Source organism: Rhodococcus sp. EPR-134, from assembly GCF_001647205.1.
GTDB lineage: Bacteria > Actinomycetota > Actinomycetes > Mycobacteriales > Mycobacteriaceae > Rhodococcus_F > Rhodococcus_F qingshengii.
In genome coordinates this window covers 1-20,943 of sequence record NZ_LVCT01000005.1, presented here as the reverse complement: position 1 = coordinate 20,943, position 20,943 = coordinate 1, and the positions used below count along the sequence as shown (strand labels likewise).

Here is a 20,943-nt window from a genome sequence, read left to right as displayed (position 1 = left end):
TAGATCTCCACATTCGTCATTACGTGGGATGTGAGGTCTCTCAGATCGTCAACCTTCTTGCCTCCGCCGTATCGGTTTTTCAAGGTGCCGAAGTCGAAGAACTCTGCTGCCGCTGCGATGTCCGTTGCTTCGGGTATCCAATAGGGGATGACATTGGGTGGGCGTTCGATGAGCTTGCGTTCTGCAGCAGGCAATGCGTCGTAGTCGAGGACCGCGTTCTGCAACCGCTGGATGGTGTTTCGGTGCAAGTTGGTGTTCGCGCGATACTTAGTGATGATCAGTCCGAGGGCTTGGACGTGATGTCCAGTTTTTTCGGAGAACATCCGCACACGCTTCTGAATCTGCGGAATACCGTACGTGGACAGCACATCGGGAATCGTCGGAATTACGTACGCGTCGGCCAACATCAGTCCGTTGCGCGTGATGATCCCCATATTAGGCGGACAATCGATGAGTATGTAGTCGTAGTGGTCTCTCACCGTGTCGACAGCTTCTTTGAGAACTAGAAGCGGTTGCAGCGAATCCGGCTCGTCATATTGCCACGCTGCGACTTCTTCGGAGATCTCGATCATGTCCAGTGACGACGCCAGGAGGTCGATACCGGCCAATTTCGCCAGCGGTGACACGTTTCGTTGAATCGCGTCGTCGATGTCGAACTTTGGCGCTTGCGAATCGAGGGCCTGTTCGAACAGTGCTTTCAGCGTGCGACCGGAGTTGTTGAGCTCGTGCCAGTGTTCGGTCCCGATCATCATCGTTGTGAGATTGGTCTGGGGGTCCAGGTCGATCAGGAGAACCCTCTTTCCGAACATGCCCGCCATGAACTCGGCGAGTGCGGCGGTCATTGTGGACTTTCCGACGCCACCCTTGAGGTTTATGGTCGCAATTACTTTGGCCATGAGGTGCGTCGGTCCTTACATCTCGGATGCGGTGGTGGTCGTCACGGGCGAATTCGCATTCGACGCAGACTCTACGATGACCAGGCGACAATGCGGCTGTGTGGTGGCTGGAGTCGACCATCGGTGTCGTAAACTTCGCCGTTATGGAAGACAATCGCAGCGCACAGTGTGATCTGTCCACGCACTCGGTTGTCGACCTGTTTGCCGGTCCCGGAGGCATCGATGTCGCTGCGACCTGGCTCGGAATGAGTACCCACGGAGTCGAATGGGACGACGATGCGCATGCAACACGTACCGAGGCCGGCCTGGATACTGACCATCGTGATGTTCGTGAGCTAGGTCCGAAGGAATTCCCCAATGCAACCATTCTTGCCGGTGGGCCCCCGTGCCAGACGTTCACAGTGGCGGGATCCGGTAGCGGCCGGGACGCTCTCGATGATGTGCTGAAGTTGGTAGATCGCATGGCTCGGGCTGAAGACGTGTCATCTTCGCTCAAGGGCCTCGATGACGAGCGCACCGGACTGGTGCTCGAACCGCTGCGTTGGGTCCTCGAAGCGCACGGTGCCGGCCGACCGTACGAAGCGGTGGTCCTCGAACAGGTTCAGACGGTCCTACCCGTGTGGGAGGCGATGAAGCCGGTTCTGGAGTCGCTCGGTTACAAAGTTGTGTGCACAGTTCTACGAACCGAAGAGTTTGGTGTGCCGCAGACCCGCCGCCGAGCAGTGCTGCTCGCCAACCGGACAGTTTCGCCGATCCGTCCGGTGCCCACGCACCAGGCGTACCGAGCGGGAATGGTGCGTGGAACCGGAGAATCGCATTTGCTGCCATGGGAAACCATGGGTTCGGCTCTGAAGCGGGGCGAGTGGTTCGAGGTTGTGTCCAACTACGGCTCGGGTGGAATTCCCTCCGCGCGTGGGCGGCGCACTTCTGATCAGCCGTCGGCCACGGTGACCGGCAAGATTTCGCGTAACCGCATTGTCGACCACATGGGGGACGAACAGGAACGGTTCTCTCCCGCCGAAGCTGGTCGGCTGCAAACGTTCCCCCTCGACTACAAATGGGCGGGGCAAGGCTGGGCTCAGCAGGTGGGGAATGCTATGCCGCCCAGGTTAGCTGTTCATGCGCTCGCGGCCGCCTTTGGTCGCGTTCCGGTGACTGCGCAGCTGGACAGCAAGATAGAGGAGTCCTGGATGCGATCACGAGTGTCCGACACGCCGGTTTTAACAGTAGCTCCTGACCTGGGGATGGAAGGTGCGCTGGATCTTGGTGCCGCTGTGGCGGTCTGACTCCAGAGTAGGTAGGGAACAGCGGCGCACTAACCGTCCGACCGTTATGGTTGGATTTCGAGCCGGCACGGCCCGAAGTGAGAGGACCACCACGCGTGACAATCAGCGCTACCCCCGTCGTCGGCTCAGCAGCCGGGGGCGAGTATTCATTCAACGTTGCTCCCGGCTCGATAGTGGAGGTTCGGGATGAGGAATGGTTGGTGTCCTCCGTCGAACCGACGTCAGACGGATACGTAGTGCACGTGTTGGGTCTCTCCGACTTGGTGCGCGACACAGAGGCATCGTTTTCGACTGCACTGGATGAAATTGTGCCGGTCGATCCCACAGACGTAACGGTGGTGGCCGATACCTCGGATAAATTCCGGAGATCACGGTTGTGGCTCGAATCGATGCTCCGCAAGACCCCGGTGGCGATTGCCGATCCCAGCCTCACGACTGCGCACAAGGCACTTGCCCGGCCACTCGAATACCAGTACAAGGCTGTTCGTCAGGCACTCGATCCTGACAACCTTCGCCCGCGCATACTGCTTGCCGATGCTGTCGGTCTCGGGAAGACACTCGAAATCGGGATGATTCTGTCGGAACTGGTCCGGCGTGGTCGTGGTGATCGCATCCTCGTCGTGACTCCGAAACACGTCCTCGAGCAGATGCAGATGGAGCTGTGGACTCGGTTTGCTCTGCCGTTCGTCCGGTTGGATTCTGCTGGGATTCAACGCATTCGACAGATCCTTCCTGCGACTCGCAACCCGTTCACTTATTACAAACGGGTGATCATCTCCATCGACACCCTCAAGAGCGACCGTTACCTCAACCACCTTCGTAAGCAGCAGTGGGACGCGGTGGTCATCGATGAATCCCACAACGTCACCAATGTTGCCGCTCAAAACAACCGACTCGCCCGGCTGTTGGCGTCGCGGACTGACGCGTTGATTCTTGCGTCGGCAACACCGCACAACGGTCGTGCCGAATCGTTCGCCGAGCTGATTCGCATGTTGGACCCCAGTGCCGTGTCCCCGTCAGGTGAGTTGGATGCCGAGCAGGTCAAAAAGCTTGTCATTCGTCGCCATCGCCATCATCCCGATGTTGCCAGCGAAGTCGGTTCGGATTGGGCGGAACGTCAACCACCACGCAATATCACGGTGGATGCCTCGGCCGCTGAAGACGCAGTAGCCCGCGAACTCGAAAATGTGTGGCTCTGGCCTGAAAAGGGGCAGTCGCCGTGTTCGGGTTCGACGCGGTTGTTTCCGTGGGTGCTCGCGAAAGCATTCCTTTCGTCTCCGGATGCGCTGACGCAGTCGATCGTCGAACGACGAAAGCGGTTGGACCCGGAGGATGCAAGTGCAGCAAGGGAAATCGTGGCGCTCGATCATCTCGGCGAGTTGGTGGCCGCTACACCACTGCGCGAGTCTGCGAAGTACAGAAAGCTCCTCGACTATCTTGCGGAAATCGGCGTCAAAAAGAACGGCGACACCCGCGTTGTCGTGTTCGCGGAGCGCGTCGCGACGCTGAAGGCACTTGCACAGGCCCTATCGAAGGACCTGAAGATGACTCTCACCGAGGGGCGCGACCTTGGTCAGGTGACGGTATTGCACGGTGGACTCAGCGACGTCGAGCAGCAGGACATCGTCGAATCATTCAAACTCGAGTCTTCACCCATTCGAATTCTGGTCACGGGTGACGTTGCGTCCGAGGGCGTCAACCTACACTCGCAGTGTCACGACATGGTGCACTACGACATTCCCTGGAGCCTGATTCGAATCGAGCAGCGCAACGGGCGCATCGATCGGTACGGGCAACGGCATCGCCCTCGGATCGTGACCTTGCTACTGACACCGTCGACGAAGCACTTTGCGGGTGACGTGAGAGTTCTGACGCGCTTGGTGGAGCGAGAACACGAGGCGCACAAGGCCCTGGGCGAATCTTCTTCGCTGATGGGAACTTACGACGTTGCAGCGGAAGAAGAGGCCATTCGTCAAGTTCTCGCCGGCGAGAAGTCCCTGGAGTCCGTGGTGATGACCGTCGATCAGGTGACCTCAGGCGGTGGCCTCAGTGGTCTTCTTGCCCAAATTGGTGCTGCCAGTGTAAGCCTGGACGCATCGTCATCGCCGGTGCCCACCGAGCCGCCGTCAAGCGGCGAGGCATCTACCAGTTTGTATTCGTCCGAGTTCGAGTATCTTTCTGATGCCTTGGAGGAGTTCGTCGGAACGCCGAGTAAACCAGCGCCGAATGGTGTGTCCTGGACTGTGCACAAGGCGCAGTCGATTGCCAGTCTCACCCCGCCGCGTGACCTGAAGCAGCGACTGCAGGTTCTGCCGCAGTCGTATCTTCGGGCGCGGTCGGTCACAGAGACCTACAAGCTGGCGCTCACAGCACTGCGGGGCGAGGAAGAACTGCGCGCTGCGCGGGCAGGGGAGTCGACGTCGACGTGGCCCGAGGCGCATTTCCTTGCGCCCCTTCATCCGATTCTTGATTGGGCTGCAGATCGGTCGCTCGCAGATCTGGGTCGACGGCAGATTTTCGCGGTCTGCGGGGCAGTGCCGGATACGACGGTGCTGGTCCAGGTAACGCAAACGAATACGCGTGGGCAGGTAGTCGCTGCGTCGTTCTACACCGTGGCGTTCCCTGATGTGAACAATCCAAGTTTCGGTCTCGCATCTCCGCACCCGAGCGCGGCTCATGCAATTGCGGTACTTGGCCTCGCTGAAATCAACACAGCCGATCTCGGCAGCGTCGAAGCCTTGCAGCTACTGGTTGCTGCAGCCGTTCGTGCCGCAGATTCTGCAGCCGAAGAACACGCAGGCGCGATCAGGGACGAGACTCGGCAACGAGTGAGTGAATGGACTTCACGCGCCGAACGGTGGACCCACGAAGCTGACGCGCTGATCCAACGTGACGAGTTACGTCAACGGGCAGATCGAGTGTCACACGAGCGAGAAGTCGCCCAATCCATGAATCCCGACCGCCGACTTGTCCGTCCGCTACTCGTCGCGGTGCCGGACAGTTCGATGAGTCAGAATGTAGCGACGACAGGGAAGAGTCTCTAGTGAGTTCAACATCTGATGCCCTGATCGTCGGTGAGGACTTTGTCAGCGAGCATTACTTCACCACTGACGCGACATCTCAGTCGTTCAACGCGCGAGTGATCGATCGGCGCAAGCAATGGGAGTCTGAAAAGGCCGACGGGCAACCAACTGCGCGTTCGCGTTTCACCGCGCAACGTGGTGATCTGACGCGAGACTTCTTGGGCTTGGGTGAAGCTGCGGACCAGCAAACGCTGATTGAGCTCTACTCGAACCTTCGCTCGGTACTCGGGTACGAAGGTGTGCGCTGGGAGATTGTGCGAATTGGTGGAACCGACACCGAATCGGGGCCTGCGCTTGCGGTCCGTACTCGCGGATTGACCGGGCCTGCACCGTTGGTGATCGTCGAAGGTAGGGCGGAGCTCAGCGTCGAGCAGTTGATCGCCAAGGACGAGAAGACGCTGCGAACAGGTTTCAGGACTGGCGACGAGGACGTTCCCGGCGAAGACCTGGCTTCAGTGGCTCAATTGCTGTCCCACCTGTCGACGGCTGAAGACGGTCCACAGTTCATTCTTGTTCTCGCTGGGTCCCAGGCCCTGATCACCGAACGAAGCCGCTGGCTCGAAGGTCGTTACCTTGCCGTCGATCTGCAGCTGATCTGCGAGCGAAATGATGACAAACGAGGTGGTGAGACGGACCGGGCATTAACTTGTTTGGCGGCAGACTCGCTTGCTCCCGATGCCGAAGGCAATATTTGGTGGGCCGGGGTGATCGACGAGTCCGCCAAGCACACCGTTGGAGTGTCCAAGGACCTGCGCGAGGGCGTTCGGCTGTCGATCGAGCTCATCGCCAACGACGTCGTCACTCGGCGAGCCATGCAAGGACTGGCTCCACTGGCAGATTCGGTCGCGCAAGAGCTTGCGGGACAAGCGCTTCGCTACCTGTACCGCATCTTGTTCCTCCTGTACGCCGAGGCCCGGCCCGAGCTCGGCGTACTACCAACAGGTGAGCAGACGTATGAGCGCGGCTACAGCCTTGATCGTCTCCGAGAGCTGCTACTCGTCGAGCTGGTCACACCTCGGGCCGAGAACGGTACGCATTTCCACGATTCGTTGCACACCTTGTTCGAACTTGTAGACATAGGTCACGACGGGTTGTCCGGTGATGCATCGAGAACTGAAGGGCTCACCTTCAGACACCTCAAGGCTGATCTATTTCGGCCGATCGCAACGGCTTTCGTCAATGAAGTCAAGCTGAGTAACTCTGCCGTGCAGAAAGTGCTTCGGAATCTGTTGTTGAGCAAAGAATCTCGGGGAAGAGATCGCGGCTTCATTTCCTATGCAGACCTCGGAATCAATCAACTCGGCGCGGTGTACGAGGGGTTGATGAGCTACACAGGCTTCTTCGCGAAGGACGCGCTGTACGAGGTTGCGAAGAACGGGGATCCCTCCAAAGGATTATGGGTCGTGCCGGAGGGGCGAATCGACGGCATTGTCGAGTCCGACTTCGTCACTGTGAAAGATGAGCTCACCGGGGAGCCGACCAAGGTTCGACATGAGCAGGGCACCTTCGTGTTTCGTTTGGCAGGCCGCGAACGTCAGCAATCAGCCTCGTACTACACCCCTGAGGTGCTGACGAAGTTCACGGTGGGGCAGGCCCTCGAAGAACTGCTCGATCAGGATGGAACGAGCACTTCCGCCGAGGAGATTCTTGGTCTCACCGTGTGTGAACCTGCCCTGGGGTCAGGCGCTTTCGCTATCGAAGCAGTGCGCCAGCTAGCCGATCAGTACCTCACACGTCGTCAGCGTGAGCTGGGCGAGCGTATTGACCCTGAGGAGTACCCAACTGAACTGCAACGTGCAAAGGCGTACATAGCCCTTCATCAGGTGTACGGCGTGGACCTCAATGCAACTGCGGTTGAGTTCGCCGAAATCTCGCTATGGCTGGACACCATGGCGCGCGATCTGGACGCACCGTGGTTCGGATTGCATCTAAAGCGTGGCAATTCACTCATCGGTGCCAGGCGTGCTCTTATTCCGAGTGGGCAATTGAAGTCTCGGGGATGGCTCGATGCCACGCCGATCGACGTTCGCCTTGCGGACTACCTGCTGGGCAAGCCGATTGACGTGGTGGACGGTGTCCACCACTTCTTGGTGCCGACCAGCGGCTGGGGTTCGACCGTCGAGGCCAAGGAAGCAAAAGAGCTCGCGTCAGACGCTCTGGCTGATCTTAAGACATGGCGGAAAGAGCTCAAGCCCCAGCCGACAACTGCCCAGGTTCGCAAACTCAAAGAGCTCGCCGGCCGTGTGGAGACATTGTGGCTGCTGGCACATAAGCGCCTCGAGATCGCCGAGCGGGAGATCCGTCGGCCTATTCCAGTGTGGGGACGCGAAACCGAGAGCGCAGAAACCGTTGTCACGCGCGATCTGATCGAAGCGTCGTTGGCAGACGAGAATGGCGCATATCGGCGTTTGCGTCGGGTGATGGACGCGTGGTGCGCGCTGTGGTTCTGGCCGCTGGTCGACGAGGACGCAACGGTCAATGACGATCTCGTACAGCCTCCGACCTTGGATCAGTGGATCGACACTTTGACCGGTCTACTCGGCACTCCCATCGGAGAGTCGAAGCCGGAGAAGAAGCACGGCCAGCTCAATCTGTTCACAATTCAGTCCTGGGACGAGCTCGAGGCAGTTGAGTCCAACGAGTTGCTCTTTGCGAAAGCTGCCAAAGTTGATGAGCTGAAGAAGAACTCGCCCTGGCTGGTGGTTGCGGAGCGCGTGGCCGCTCGCCAGGGCTTCTTCCATTGGGAACTGGATTTCTCGCCCGTATTCTCGCGAGGAGGCTTCGACCTCCAAGTCGGTAACCCGCCGTGGGTTCGTCCGAGGTCGGACGTCGATGCACTTCTCTCGGAGGGCGACCCGTGGTTTCAGCTGGCCGTCAAGGCGACTCAAGCGGAGTACAAGGCAAAGCGCGAAGCCACGCTCGATATCGAAGGTATCAGCGACCTGGTGCTCGGTGGTACATCGGATGTTGCAGCAACTGCGGCTTTCGTCGGCGATTCAAGGCAGTACCCACATCTCATGGGGCTTCAGCCTGATCTCTATAGATGCTTTATGGAACAGACGTGGCGACACAATTCGCCTCGAGGAACAGTCGGGCTGATACACCTTGAATCGCACTTTACCGACGAGAAGGCAGGCCTGCTGAGGCAGGCCACTTACGAGAGGCTGCGTCGCCACTGGCAGTTCATAAACGAGCTGAAGCTCTTTGAGATCCAGGATCAGAAAACCTTCGGGGTTAATGTCTATGCTCACCTTGGAATTCCGCGATTTCTCAACGCATCATCTCTGTACCATCCGGACACGGTGATCCGTTCTCTAGCTCACGATGGGGCGGGTACGGAGCCGGGAATCAAGACCGCTGAAGGTGCCTGGGATACCAGCCCCCACCTCAAGCGGATCTTGACTGTTGACGATGAAGTCCTGAATTCCTGGAAGGGTGTGTTGGAACAATCTGCGACTCCTATACGCCAAACTCGAATGGTGTACACGGTCAATAGATCGACAGCCAGTGTTCTTGAGAAACTTGCAAATTATTCGAGAATTGGCGATCGGGATCTACTTTTCTCGCGCGGATGGGATGAATCAATTGATCGAAAGAAAGGTTTTTTCGACTCACTCTGGGGGGCGCCTGACAGTTGGTCGGAAGTGATTTTGCAGGGACCACATTTGTTCGTTGGAAATCCCTTCTACAAGGCGCCGAATGCGTCGATGAGAAATCAACAAGACTGGTCAGCGATAGATCTGGAAACACTTGAACCAGAGGCGGTTCCAACTACTTCATACAAACCGGTGGGTGGACGGGCGCGGTACGACGCGGGGTACACCTCGTGGGAAGTCGAGGACGAGAACGGAATCTTGCAGACTGTTCGGGCCCGGGATTGCTATCGAGTGGCATGGAGGCGCATGGCGGCCAATACAGGGGAGAGGACGCTTATTCCGGTCCTGATTCCGCCTGGGGCTGCCCATGTAGACGGAATTTCCTCACTGGTGATGCCAATGCGGCAACCATTGGATCTTGCAGCTACTGCAGCTACCTTGTCTGCGATTGTCTCAGATTTCGCTATTCGTGCTGCTCCAAAGAATGATATTCGTGGTGTGACAATTAATAGGCTTCCGTGTATTCGAAATTCAAGATTCAGTAGTGCATTGGGACTTCGCGCTCTTCGTCTCAATGGACTAACTGGTGCCTATTCTGATCTTTGGAAGCGGTGTTTTTCGGCCGAATTTGCCGATGATGCTTGGGCAGGGGGATTCGTGCATTCGCGTAGGGGTCTGTTAGGCGATGTTAGTGAGGTTTGGACAACGGACGCGCCGTTACGCGTGGCTGCTGATCGTCGCCAGGCTTTGGTTGAGATTGATGCGCTCGTAGCGCTCGGGCTCGGATTAACCGCTGACGAATTGTGCACTATTTACCGCACACAATTCCCGGTTCTCTATGGATACGACCGCAAAACATACCTCTACGACATCAATGGTCGACTCGTGCCCAACGAAGTCCTCAGTGTGTGGCGCAAGAAGGGCGATGCGATCAGCGAGGAAGAACGCACCGCCACAAACCCGGCCGGCAACACGTACACCTACGAATTGCCGTTCCAGTTCCTAGACCGCGAAGCGGACATGCGTGAGGCATATGCGGAATTCGAACGTCGACTTGGTATTACGGGCGGCACGGCAGTGGGTACCAACTGATGGCCTCTGAACTTCTGCCGCTCTCGCAGGCCGAGCGCATCACTGCCAGCCTGCTCGACTACCTCGGCACTACTTTCGCACTTGCGGACCCCGATGCACGACGTGAATTGGATGCGTTTCTCGAACATCCCTCAACCGGGATGTTTCGTGGACCATATCTGCGGCTGCGCATGCCATTTCGGCCTGCCGAAGAAGGCTGGCGAGACTCCTTGGAATGGTATGAGGGTTTGACGCCGTACGGCCATCAGGCCGCCGCGTTCACGCGGCTCAGTAGCGCGAACCTAGGACCTGACAAGTCGCGGCCGTTGCCCACTCTCGTTACGACGGGTACCGGTTCGGGAAAAACCGAAGCATTCCTCTACCCAATTCTCGATCACGTTCTGCGTGCTAAACGCCAGGGCGTGACTGGCACCAAAGCGATCATTCTTTACCCGATGAACGCGCTGGCAAATGATCAGGCGCAGCGCCTCGCCGGTTTGATCACCGAGCACAAGGAGCTCGGCGGAATCACAGCCGCGCTCTACACCGGTGAAGCTGGTGCAACCCGGACGACCGTCGGCCCCGACGGGCTGATCAGCGATCGCGACGTAATCCGAAGCGTCGCACCGGACATTCTGCTGACCAACTACAAAATGCTTGACCAGCTGCTGCTCCGTCCAGCTGATGCAGAACTGTGGCGACAGAGTGCTCACAGTCTTCAATATCTGGTTCTCGACGAATTTCACACCTATGATGGTGCTCAGGGTACCGACGTATCAATGCTGTTGCGCCGCCTCGGAATGACTCTCAAGAGTTACTGGGTAGACGGTGACACCGGCATCTCCGACGAAGACCGCGCCCGCCCACTAGGACGCGTCACGCCGATCGCGACGTCGGCGACTCTGGGAGACGGCAATGACTCCTCGACCATGCTCGATTTTGCCCGCACGGTCTTCGGTGACGAATTCACGGCAGAATCGGTGGTCACCGAATCTCGAGAATCGCTGCAGGAGTGGTCAGATGGCGCTGCCTCGCGAATCGCTGTAACCGGGATTACCGTTGCACAAATTGACGAGAAACGACTTCGAGAGCTCGCATCTGCTTCCAGTGTGACTGATCCTGTTGACGTATCGCGGGCTGCACTTCGGTCGCTCTACACGGTGCCGAATGGATTCGAAGACGACGCGATTGATGGTCTCGGCCTCGATTTGATTCGAGCGCATCCAGTATTTCATCGAATTGTCGAACGCTGCGAATCAGCAGTACCCATTCTCAGGTTGTCTGATCCTGAGTTGTTTGCAGGCACAGACGAGTCTCTCGCGTCAGACCTCGAGCGTATCGACTCAAACATCAGAGCCCAGGCCCTACGAGCGCTGGTCACTACTCTCAGCCACGTGCGTGCGGTTTCGGGACGCACCGCACCATCGGTGGACGTTCATCTCTGGGTTCGGGAGCTGACCCGGCTGGATCGGGCAGCATCGGGGGCGCCCCAGTTCGCCTGGGGCGACGACGGTCTACTGCTCAGCGACGATTTTCATGACGATTCACTCGCGGCTCCGTACCTTCCCGCGCTCTACTGCCGGCACTGCAATCGATCCGGCTGGGGAATTCTGCTCGCACCTACCGGCACGGATCTCGATGTCGACGACTCTACAATCCGGCGTCGCAAGCTCGCTGACGATGACCGCTTCCGGGCTCTTATCCATGCGCCGGTAGAAGGGGAGACCGCGGTCGACTCGACATCGGACTCGAGTGCTCCGTCGAAACCTGCTTCTGCGTCCGAGCTTTCATGGCTGGTAGTCGACGATCGTCGCATCACTCGACAACGGCCTGCCGAATCGGTTGTTGCCGAGGGTGGCGCCGTGCCTGTGTTGGTCAACGTCGGCGACACCGCCGGTGAGGATTCGATTCGAGATGTATGCCCGTCTTGCCGTCAACGTGACGGAATCCGCTTTCTCGGTTCCGCGATCGCGACGATGCTGTCGGTATCGCTCTCGACACTGTTCGGCACCCCCGGCCTTGATCCGCGAGAGAAGCGTGCGCTGGTCTTCACTGACAGTGTTCAGGACGCGGCACATCGCGCCGGTTTCGTTCAGGCGCGATCCAGGGCTCTCACGCTACGAACGTTGATCCGTCAGGCACTCGAGGACGGCGACACCAACCTCGACGCTCTCGCCCACAAGATGATCACCATGGCGGGCAACGACCGTGCCAAGCGCTACCGACTCCTGCCTCCTGAACTCGCCGATCGGGACGACTTCTCGAAGTTTTGGAGTACCGCGCGCCTGAGTCGAGCTTCGGCGACGTTGAGTGGTTTTGTCACCAAGCGACTTCAACTCGATATAGCGATGGAATTCGGTTTACGTGCCGGCGTCGGTCGAACATTAACGCGTACGGGGACGGCCCTTGCCGAGGTCGATGTCTCGCCTTCGGTGTTGCTGCTCTGTGCACGAGACGTGCTCGACGGGCAGGACGTGCAACTGGCATTGGACACGTACACCGATGCACAGTTGGTTCGTTGGGTCCGAGGAACCTTGGAGCACATGCGAATCCGAGGCGCGATCGCACACGATTGGTTCGAGAAGTTTCGGACCGACGACGGCAACCGGTGGTGGATCACCGGAGGCCGCAAACGAAGTCAAGGAATGCCAGGTTTTGGCCGCGGGAACTCCGCACCGGGCTTCCCCGTACTCGGCACGGTCAACCGTCGCGACAGCGACTTCGAGCCAGTAGCGTCTGCCCGCGGTTGGTACGCAAGCTGGACGGCAAAAGCTCTTGCCGTCAGTCCAGCCGAGGGTGCAGTCCTCAGTCGACTGCTGTTCGAGCGTCTAAGGCATCGCGATGTCGTAGGCGAGTTAGCAGGCGGTAGTGGAACTCGAACCTTCCATTTGACGCCGGATTCGGTTGTCGCTCGTCCGATCTCCGATAGTGAGATTTCCGACAAGACGGTCTCGCTGGGGTGTAGCAACTGCGGAGATTCGATCATCAGCGGCCACGACACCGTTGATCAACTTGTTGGTGGTCCGTGCCTGATTGCAGCTTGTGCAGGCACCCTTGAACGCCGGCGTATCGATGACAACTTCTATCGACAGATGTACACCGTTACCGACATTCGTCGAGTTGTCGCGCGTGATCACACGTCGCTGTTGCCCGACGAAAAGCGTTTGGAGTACGAGTCACAGTTCAAAGAAACCAATCCGCCGCCAAACGCGCCGAATGTACTTGTCGCGACTCCGACACTGGAGATGGGCATCGATATCGGTGATCTGTCGGCAGTGATGCTGTCATCGCTCCCGCGCTCCGTCGCGTCGTATCTACAGCGAGTCGGCCGTGCAGGTCGACTGACTGGTAATGCGCTTGCCTTGGCATATGTGACCGCACGTGGCGATCAACTGCCACGCTTTGCCAATCCGGACGCGACGATCAACGGCGCAGTCCGACCGCCGGCAACGTATCTGGATGCCGAAGAGATTCTTCGTCGGCAGTTCATCGCTTCGGTCGCCGATCGATTGGCACGCCTGAAGAATGTGCCACATCCGAGAACCACCCCTGATGCACTCGGGTCGACCGGACCGAAAACCTACTTGGGCACTCTCATATCCGATGCCGAATCACACTCGACGCTCTACGTGGACGAGTTCGTGGCCGGTTTTCAATCGCTGGACGGCGAGGTAGTCGAGCGACTGCGCGACTTCGCCACACCTCAGAGTGGGCCCGAGAGTAGCGAATTGGCGTCCCGGTGCCATAGCGCGTCGATGGAATGGAACCAACGCATCGAGACGCTGCAGCACCGAAAGAAGGCAGTGGACGCGGTTGTTCCACAACTTCATGCAGCAGCGCAGAGCACAGTGGCCACAGATGATGACAAAGTTGCGTACCGTACCGCTCTCGCCGCCCAGCGACTGGTCGGCACGCAACTCGCGTCCCTGCGGTCCGAATACTGGATCAGTGCGCTGGAAGCGTTCGGGCTTTTTCCCAACTACACGTTGCTCGACGATTCGGTGACCCTCTCGGTCTCCGTCAACTGGATACATCCTGAGACTCAGGAATTCGAACACACCGAGTTCGAGCTCACCCGAGGATCCGCCCAGGCCCTACGCGACTTCGCACCCGGATCCACCTTCTACGCAAGTGGATTCGCTATTGCCATCGACGCCGTCGACCTCGGCGCCGAGGGTGACGCTGTGCACGAGTGGGCTTGCTGTCCCGCTTGCGGTTTCATCGCCGACCTGGGGGACGGTGCGCAGCCTCCGGCGACATGTCCGCGTTGTGGAACAGCAGCAATTGCGGATATCGGCCAGCGCCTCCCCGTCGTAGAACTCTCGAGTGTGTCGGCCGTCGTTCGACGTGAAGAAGCGGCTATCGACGACGGCAAAGAAGAACGAATCCGTAACCCGTTCACGATCATTACTGCTGCGGATATCGACCCGACCTCCTTTACCCGCCGTTGGTTCGTCGAAGGACTCGGCTTCGGAGCGACACATCGTCGTTCGATGACGATCCGATGGATCAATACCGGAGGCAGCCGTAGCGGTGGGTCGTCGCGGATTCTCGCGGGCGGCGAGATCGAGTCTGCAATGTTTCGGGTGTGCTCGGAATGCGGAAAGCTCGACACGGACACGCGGCGCAACTCGCCGAGTGAACACCGTCCCTGGTGTTCGTATCGCAAGGCATTGGAAGAGTCGACGCTCTCGATTGCATTGGCGCGGTCATTGACCACCGAAGGACTGGTTTTGCGGTTGCCGCCATCGGTGACGTGGGGCGATTCCTTTGCAGTTCCATCCCTGTCCGCGGCGCTGCTACTTGGGCTGCGTGAACGAATCGGCGGAGATCCGGACCATCTGCAGATCGTGGCTGTGGTCGATCCTGCCGTGAACGGCGAAAACCGACCCGGTCTGCTGCTGCACGACATCGTCCCCGGAGGTACGGGGTACCTCGCTGATCTTTCCGATCCCAGTACCATTTGGGACGTGCTGAGAAGGGCGCACGCTGTCGTCGTATCGTGCGAATGCCAGCACGAAGGGAAGCTTGCCTGCGAAAAGTGTCTGCTACCGTTCGCGTCGTTCACCGAGGTCAAATTCACGTCGCGGAGTGCTGCTGCACGTCACCTGCGGTCGCTGTTGCTCGGCCGGGAGGTGTCAACGGACGACAACAGTCCGATTCCGGATGCGATGCCGTGGAGCATAACTTCGGATGAACCGCCTATGGTCGATCTGGAGTCGAACCTCGAACGGCGCTTCCGGGTCGTGTTTGCCGAGCGCCTCCGGGCGCTTGGTGCAACGATCGTCGAGAAACCGACCGACAGAGGCGTCGCGTGGGACGTGGCGCTTGGATCATCCAACAGATGGAGTTTGAGGCCTCAGGAAAATATCCTGGGAAGCAAGCCGGACTTCGTTCTGACGTCAGCGACGCCGGGTGTTCCTCCGACCGCGATCTTCACCGACGGATGGCAATTCCATGCCAGCCCTTCGAAAAATCGGCTTGCGGACGACGCGGAGAAGCGACGCAACCTACGTGAAGGTGGCTACCAAGTCGTCGCCGTGACGCATCAAGATCTCGAGGGTAAACCATCGACGTCACCGATCTTGGCCGCCGAGCGCGTCCCGGGGTTGCTGCAGATGGCGGGTGATCAGCTTGCCAAGAGTTCTGTCGACCTCGTATTCGCCACCGCCATTGATTTACTGCTTGCGTGGATGCAGAGCCCGCAAGCGCAGTCGCGGCGGAACCTTGCACATTGGCTCCCAGTACTGGCGATCATGGGAATGAGTGCATCGGCAACTCAGACCGGCGGTGCGGCACCTGCGGTGCTCGCGGGACGGCTGATCGACGGTGGTGTTGTCGCGGATCCGAATGGGGACACGATCACGTGGCGAGACCGTGGATTCGCGATCGCGGTGCGGGTCCCCGCCGGAAAGTCGCCCAACGATGCAGAGATAGCCGTCGTCATCGACGACGACGATTCTGCGTTGTCCACGGAGACACGCGATTTGTGGAGGGAATGGCTTCGGTGGTCCAACCTGCTCGAGTTGCGCCCGCTTCCGGCGGTCGTGACTACGCGCCGGCACCTGGCGTCTTCATCGATGAATCTCGGTTCGCCCGCCTCGACTGTCACGGGGGGCCCAAGTGAATCTGTGACACTGACCGGGCCTTGGCGTGAGGTGTACGACGAGGTGGTTCAGGCGGCTCAGCCGCTGGTGACCGGATTGGCGGCGTCTGATCTACCAATTCCGGAGGTCGGTGAGGAGTTCGCAGGGGTGCCTCTCGAAATATCCTGGCCTTCACTGCGAATCGCTGTCGATCTGGGTCTTGATGCTGAGGATCGCGAGGGGTTGACGGCGGCAGGATGGACGCTGTGCCCAGTGGACGCGAAGAAGGTAATCGAGCTTGTCCAAGCAGAGGGTCTTGCACAAACGCCTTCTGTGACTATTGATTCAGTGAAAGGCGAGTAGATGCCTCAGATTGTCATCGGACGTGGACTGGACAAGATCGATGGGAGTCTCCACAAGGCAACCTATGCGTTTTTGGCGAAGCTGTCGGCTAACGACGACAACAAGAGCCTGCACATTGAGCCGATCAACAACTCGGCTGATCCTCGCGCACGGACGGGAAGGGTGGACCTCTCCAATCGTGCGGTTCTGTTCAAAGTTCAAGGCAGCGGCCAGGACGCATCGTACGTATTCATCGGTACCTACCCGCACGACGAGGCAATCAAGATTGCTCAGACACAAAGGATGGCCGTCAATCCGCGTAACGGTATCGCTGAGCTACTGCCGGTCGAAAATGCAGCTCCAGCGCCGGTTTACTCAGCGCCGGTTGAAGTTTCCGAAAACCGTACGCCGTCGATTGAACAATCCTTACGCCGGCGTGAGTTCACAGCTGAAGATTTGACGGAGCTGGGACTGGACCTCGAGTTTGCCTCGGGTGCTCTGGACATCAACGATCCTGATGCATTGCTCGAGTACGCGGAGACGGCGCCGGCAACGTGGCAAGGCACTGCTCTCGTCGACATCTTCACGGGAACGTCATTGGCAGATGTCAAGGAGAAGTACGCGCTCGATACCGTCGAACCCGATGACGGTACCGAGGACGACAAACTGCTCAGGGCCCTCCGGCATCCCGCGGCGCGAATGGAATTCGCGTTCATCGAGGACAACGACGAGCTGCGCGAAGCTATCGAGCGTCCGGATTTCGCCGCATGGCGCATCTTTCTCCATCCGGAACAGCGTGCGTATGCGTTCAAAGACATCAACGGCCCCTTCCGTCTGACTGGCGGTGCAGGAACCGGCAAGACGGTCGTCCTTCTCCATCGCGCACGCGAGCTTCATCGCAAGAACCCTACGGCGCGAATCGTCCTCACAACCTACGGCGCCACCCTCGCGGAGAGCCTACGGGCGCAATTTCGCCAACTTGATTCCACCGTGACACTCGCGGCCGACATAGGGAAGCCGGGTGTCTACATTGCCGGCGTCGACGCCATCGCTTCGCGCGTCCTGCACAAATACGAAGGTCAGCTTGGCGGAGGTGTTGATGTAAACGGCGCAGTTGCAACAGTTCTCGGTCCTCGAACCGCGCAAGTGTTCAAGAATCAGGGTTTCGATGCATGGAAACAGGCGATCGGTGCTTACGGAGCCGATCTGCCGAATGAGTTGAAAGTGGACTCGTTCTTCGAAGCGGAGTACAGCTTGGTAGTTCTGCCGAACTCTGTCACGACGCGCGAGGAGTACTTGCGCGTGAAGCGCTCTGGAAGGGGGGTGTCACTCAATCGGTCGAAGCGAAACGCGGTGTGGGACGTCATAGCCGGCTACCGAGCATCTGGAGCGGCGTCAGGTTCGACTGACTTCGACGAGAAAGCTGCCATCGCTGCAGCAGTGCTGCGTGACGGATCGTCGGCACTCGCCGATCACGTGCTCGTGGATGAATCTCAGGACTTGAGCCCGAGCCGTTTTCAGCTCCTTCGAGCCCTCGCATCTGAAGGTAAGAATGATCTGTTCTTTGCGGAGGACACTCATCAGCGGATATACGGCCAACGGGTTGTTCTAGGACGGTACGGCATAAACATTGTGGGGCGCTCGCGTCGCCTGACGCTCAATTACCGAACGACCGAACAGAACTTGCACTACGCCCTCGGGATTCTCTCTGGCACAGAATTCACCGATCTGGGTGATCTACCGGAGACTTCCGAGGGTTACCGATCCGCTCGCAGTGGGCCTAAACCCCAACAGATTTCGGTATCGAACCTCACCGAGCAATATGACGTCGTCGCCAAGCTCGTGAATAGTTGGACAGCGGCTGGCACGGATGCAGAATCCATCGGTTTGCTTGTCCCCACAAAGAAAGAGGGACAAGCACTTCCGCGCGCACTGGGTGAACGTGAGACGTCTGCAACCTTCGTCGACCGGAATTCATCAGGTGCCAAGGGAACTCCTCAGGTGATGACCATGCACCGGGCAAAGGGTATGGAGTTCGCGAAGGTTGTTCTCGTTGGAGTGGGAGAGAACTCGATTCCGCGGTCCTATGTGGTGGATTCACTTCCGGAGGGGGAGCGTGACGACGCGCTTCAGAGGGAGAGGTCGCTGCTATATGTGGCTGCAACTAGAGCAAGAGACAACTTAGTCGTGGTGTGGACTGGAAAGCCTAGTGCGTTGCTTCCTGAAATAGGTTGACAAATCGGTCTTTCGGAGGCTGTCGCTCCATATCTCACCAAATACAGGAGTAGAACGAAAATGAGTGACGTTGGTGGGCAGTGGCGTCCATATCCGCTTTGGGGAGGGCGCGGAGACTGGTGCAACGAGGAAGTAGTCGGTGTTCATGCCTATACCGATGCGATCAGGTCGACTTTGGGTTCCGACTTCGACCCTGGAGGTACATCCGTCCGTAGAACGGTGGAGCTCATCCCGGAACCCGGCAATCCGCATGATCGCTATGCAGTCTCGGTCAGGGCATCGAACTATTTGATCGGCTACTTGGCGCGAGAGCGGGCGATCCTGTTCCACAGTCGCTTGGCGGAGCTGATCAAGCGCGGGTTGGTGCCTACAGTGCCCGCATCGATCCGTGCTTACGACCGCAACTCTTGGGACGACACGCCAGGCACTCCAGTGGCGTTGTCTGTCTCCGTGGAGATTCAGCTCAGTGAACCGCATCTATTGATACCAGGCAACGAACCACCTGAGATCCCGTACACGCTGCTACCGTCTGGCGCCTCTGTCCAGGTCACCAAAGTCGACGACCATTTCGACGTGCTTCGGAATTTTGTAGAGCCGGAGGGCGAGCTGGAATTGCTCGTCACTTTGCATGAATTAGACGTGAGCACTGCGAGGACGGAAAAGAAGGTGGTCGAGGTCCGTGTCGACGGCCATCGCATCGGGCAGCTGACTCCGCAGACAAGTGCGAAGTTCTTGCCTGCGGTTCGTCATCTCGGAGGCCGAGGGCTCGTCACTGTCGGGAGGGGGTGGTTTCGAGGTTCATCCGTCTCTGCGCAGGTGTCTTTGATGGCGGCGAAGGCGCATGAGCTACCCGAAGACTTCTTGACCGGTGAGCCTTGGACCGTAATCGCCTTGAACCGGCCGAGCCGAATACCAGTCGACGAGGGCAGATCGGTGTGCGCCGAGCCGATTCCCACGTTCGCAATCGATATGGTGACCACCCGTCCACTGACGCCGTGGCAGCAGAAGGAAGCAACCAAGATGCTTATCGCTGCTTCCACTGCGGTTGCCTCGCGAGGCCTACCGGTTGTCGAGCCGCAGGTGAGTTCTGATTCGATCAAAGCAATTGTGTTGGAAAGCCATTCGGCGGATATCTTGGCTGCCCTGGCAGGTATCGAGGACTCGGACTTCGCATTAGCGGTCAAGTACCGGTCGCTCCAATAATTTTGGATCGACCGTTGACCCAACCGCCTAGGTCGTCAGCAGTTTCTTCTGCACCTTCCCCATAGCGTTGCGGGGCAAGCTGTCGACCAGACAAACCTGGCGTGGGCGCTTGTGGATCGACAGTGATTCGGCGACGAAGTCCGAAACCACAGCGCAGTCGGCTACGTCGCCGACGATGAAGGCGACTATGCGCTGTCCGAGATCGTCGTCCGGCACACCGACGACGGCGGCCTCGCGAACGCCGGGGTATGCCAGAAGTGCCTGTTCCACCTCGCCTGCACCGATGCGGTATCCACCGGACTTGATCATGTCGACCGACTCGCGACCTACGATGCGGTGGAATCCGCTGTCGTCGATCACCGCGATGTCGCCGGTGCGGAACCAGCCGTCTTCGGTCATGGATTCCGCTGTCTTCGAGGGGTTCCCGAGGTACTCGTCGAAGAGAACGGCGCCCGCAACTTCCAGTTGCCCAAGCTGCTCTCCGTCGTGCGCCGACAATTGGCCGTTCTCGCCGCGCAACCTCGTCCTGACTCCCGGAACGGCGTGCCCGACCCAACCCGGGCGACGTTCGCCGTCGTGCGTCGTGCTGACGGTGATGAGGGTTTCACTCATTCCGTAGCGCTCGACGGGAGCCAACCCGGTCAGCGATTTCATCCGCTCGAACAATGGAACCGGAAGTGGTGCACTTCCGGACACGAGCAAGCGCGCGGATCGCAATGCTGCTGCCGCCGAGGGCTCACCGCACACGCGTGACCAGACGGTCGGAACACCGAAGTACAACGAGCCACCCGCTGCGGCAGACGAATCCGGAGTTGGTCTGAAGGTATGAATCAGCGGCGAACCCACGCGCAAGGCGCCCAACACGCCGAGAATCAACCCGTGGACGTGGAAGAGGGGCAGTCCGTGGACGAGTGTGTCCTCTGGCGTCCAATTCCACACATGAGCGAGCGCGTCGAGATCCGCAGCGATCGATGCTCGCGAGAGGACAACGCCTTTCGGAGCTCCGGTGGTTCCCGAGGTGTACATGATCAGTGCGGTAGCTGCCGCGCTCGGTTCGGGATAGGACGTCGCAGATCGCGCGTGAATATCGATGGGAATCAACGGGATACTCGAATCCGACGGTCCTTCTCCGAGTATCAGTTCGG

General features: G+C 58.8%; 8 protein-coding genes. 6 read left to right on the top strand and 2 right to left on the bottom strand.

What is annotated here, in order from left to right; translation table 11 throughout:
- Positions 1-896, bottom strand: an 896-nt coding sequence (locus tag A2J01_RS00275) for a ParA family protein (protein ID WP_064111382.1), incomplete at its 3' end; no start/stop codon positions are given.
- Between the two features lie 143 nt (positions 897-1,039).
- Here A2J01_RS00275 and A2J01_RS00270 point away from each other — a divergent pair.
- From A2J01_RS00270 to A2J01_RS00245, 6 genes are all read left to right on the top strand, one after another.
- Positions 1,040-2,182 carry a DNA cytosine methyltransferase gene (locus A2J01_RS00270; protein WP_082900760.1) on the top strand — a complete coding sequence of 381 codons (1,143 nt, stop codon included), beginning with the start codon at positions 1,040-1,042 and terminating at the stop codon, positions 2,180-2,182.
- A gap of 95 nt (positions 2,183-2,277) precedes the next feature.
- Positions 2,278-5,226, top strand: a complete 2,949-nt coding sequence (locus tag A2J01_RS00265; RefSeq protein ID WP_331715283.1) for a helicase-related protein — start codon at positions 2,278-2,280, stop codon at positions 5,224-5,226.
- Complete coding sequence (locus tag A2J01_RS00260; protein ID WP_064111380.1) at positions 5,226-9,953, top strand: Eco57I restriction-modification methylase domain-containing protein; 4,728 nt, start codon at positions 5,226-5,228, stop codon at positions 9,951-9,953. Before A2J01_RS00265 ends, A2J01_RS00260 begins: the two co-directional genes overlap by 1 nt.
- Positions 9,953-16,381, top strand: coding sequence for a DEAD/DEAH box helicase (locus A2J01_RS00255; protein WP_064111378.1), 6,429 nt, complete (start codon positions 9,953-9,955; stop codon positions 16,379-16,381). Before A2J01_RS00260 ends, A2J01_RS00255 begins: the two co-directional genes overlap by 1 nt.
- Positions 16,382-18,595, top strand: coding sequence for a 3'-5' exonuclease (locus A2J01_RS00250; protein WP_064111376.1), 2,214 nt, complete (start codon positions 16,382-16,384; stop codon positions 18,593-18,595).
- A gap of 60 nt (positions 18,596-18,655) precedes the next feature.
- Positions 18,656-19,798 (top strand): hypothetical protein, encoded by a 1,143-nt coding sequence (locus tag A2J01_RS00245; RefSeq protein ID WP_156519123.1) that lies wholly within the window; start codon positions 18,656-18,658, stop codon positions 19,796-19,798.
- A 27-nt stretch (positions 19,799-19,825) separates the two neighbouring features.
- On the opposite strand, the gene A2J01_RS00240 is transcribed toward A2J01_RS00245, so the two are convergent.
- A partial coding sequence (locus A2J01_RS00240; RefSeq protein WP_064111372.1) for an AMP-binding protein occupies positions 19,826-20,943 on the bottom strand: 1,118 nt, incomplete at its 5' end.

Coding starts and splice junctions, on each gene's coding strand:
- A2J01_RS00270 (WP_082900760.1), top strand. CDS start 1,040: ATGGAAGACAATCGCAGCGCACAGTGTGATCTGTCCACGCACTCGGTT.
- A2J01_RS00245 (WP_156519123.1), top strand. CDS start 18,656: ATGAGTGACGTTGGTGGGCAGTGGCGTCCATATCCGCTTTGGGGAGGG.
- A2J01_RS00255 (WP_064111378.1), top strand. CDS start 9,953: ATGGCCTCTGAACTTCTGCCGCTCTCGCAGGCCGAGCGCATCACTGCC.
- A2J01_RS00250 (WP_064111376.1), top strand. CDS start 16,382: ATGCCTCAGATTGTCATCGGACGTGGACTGGACAAGATCGATGGGAGT.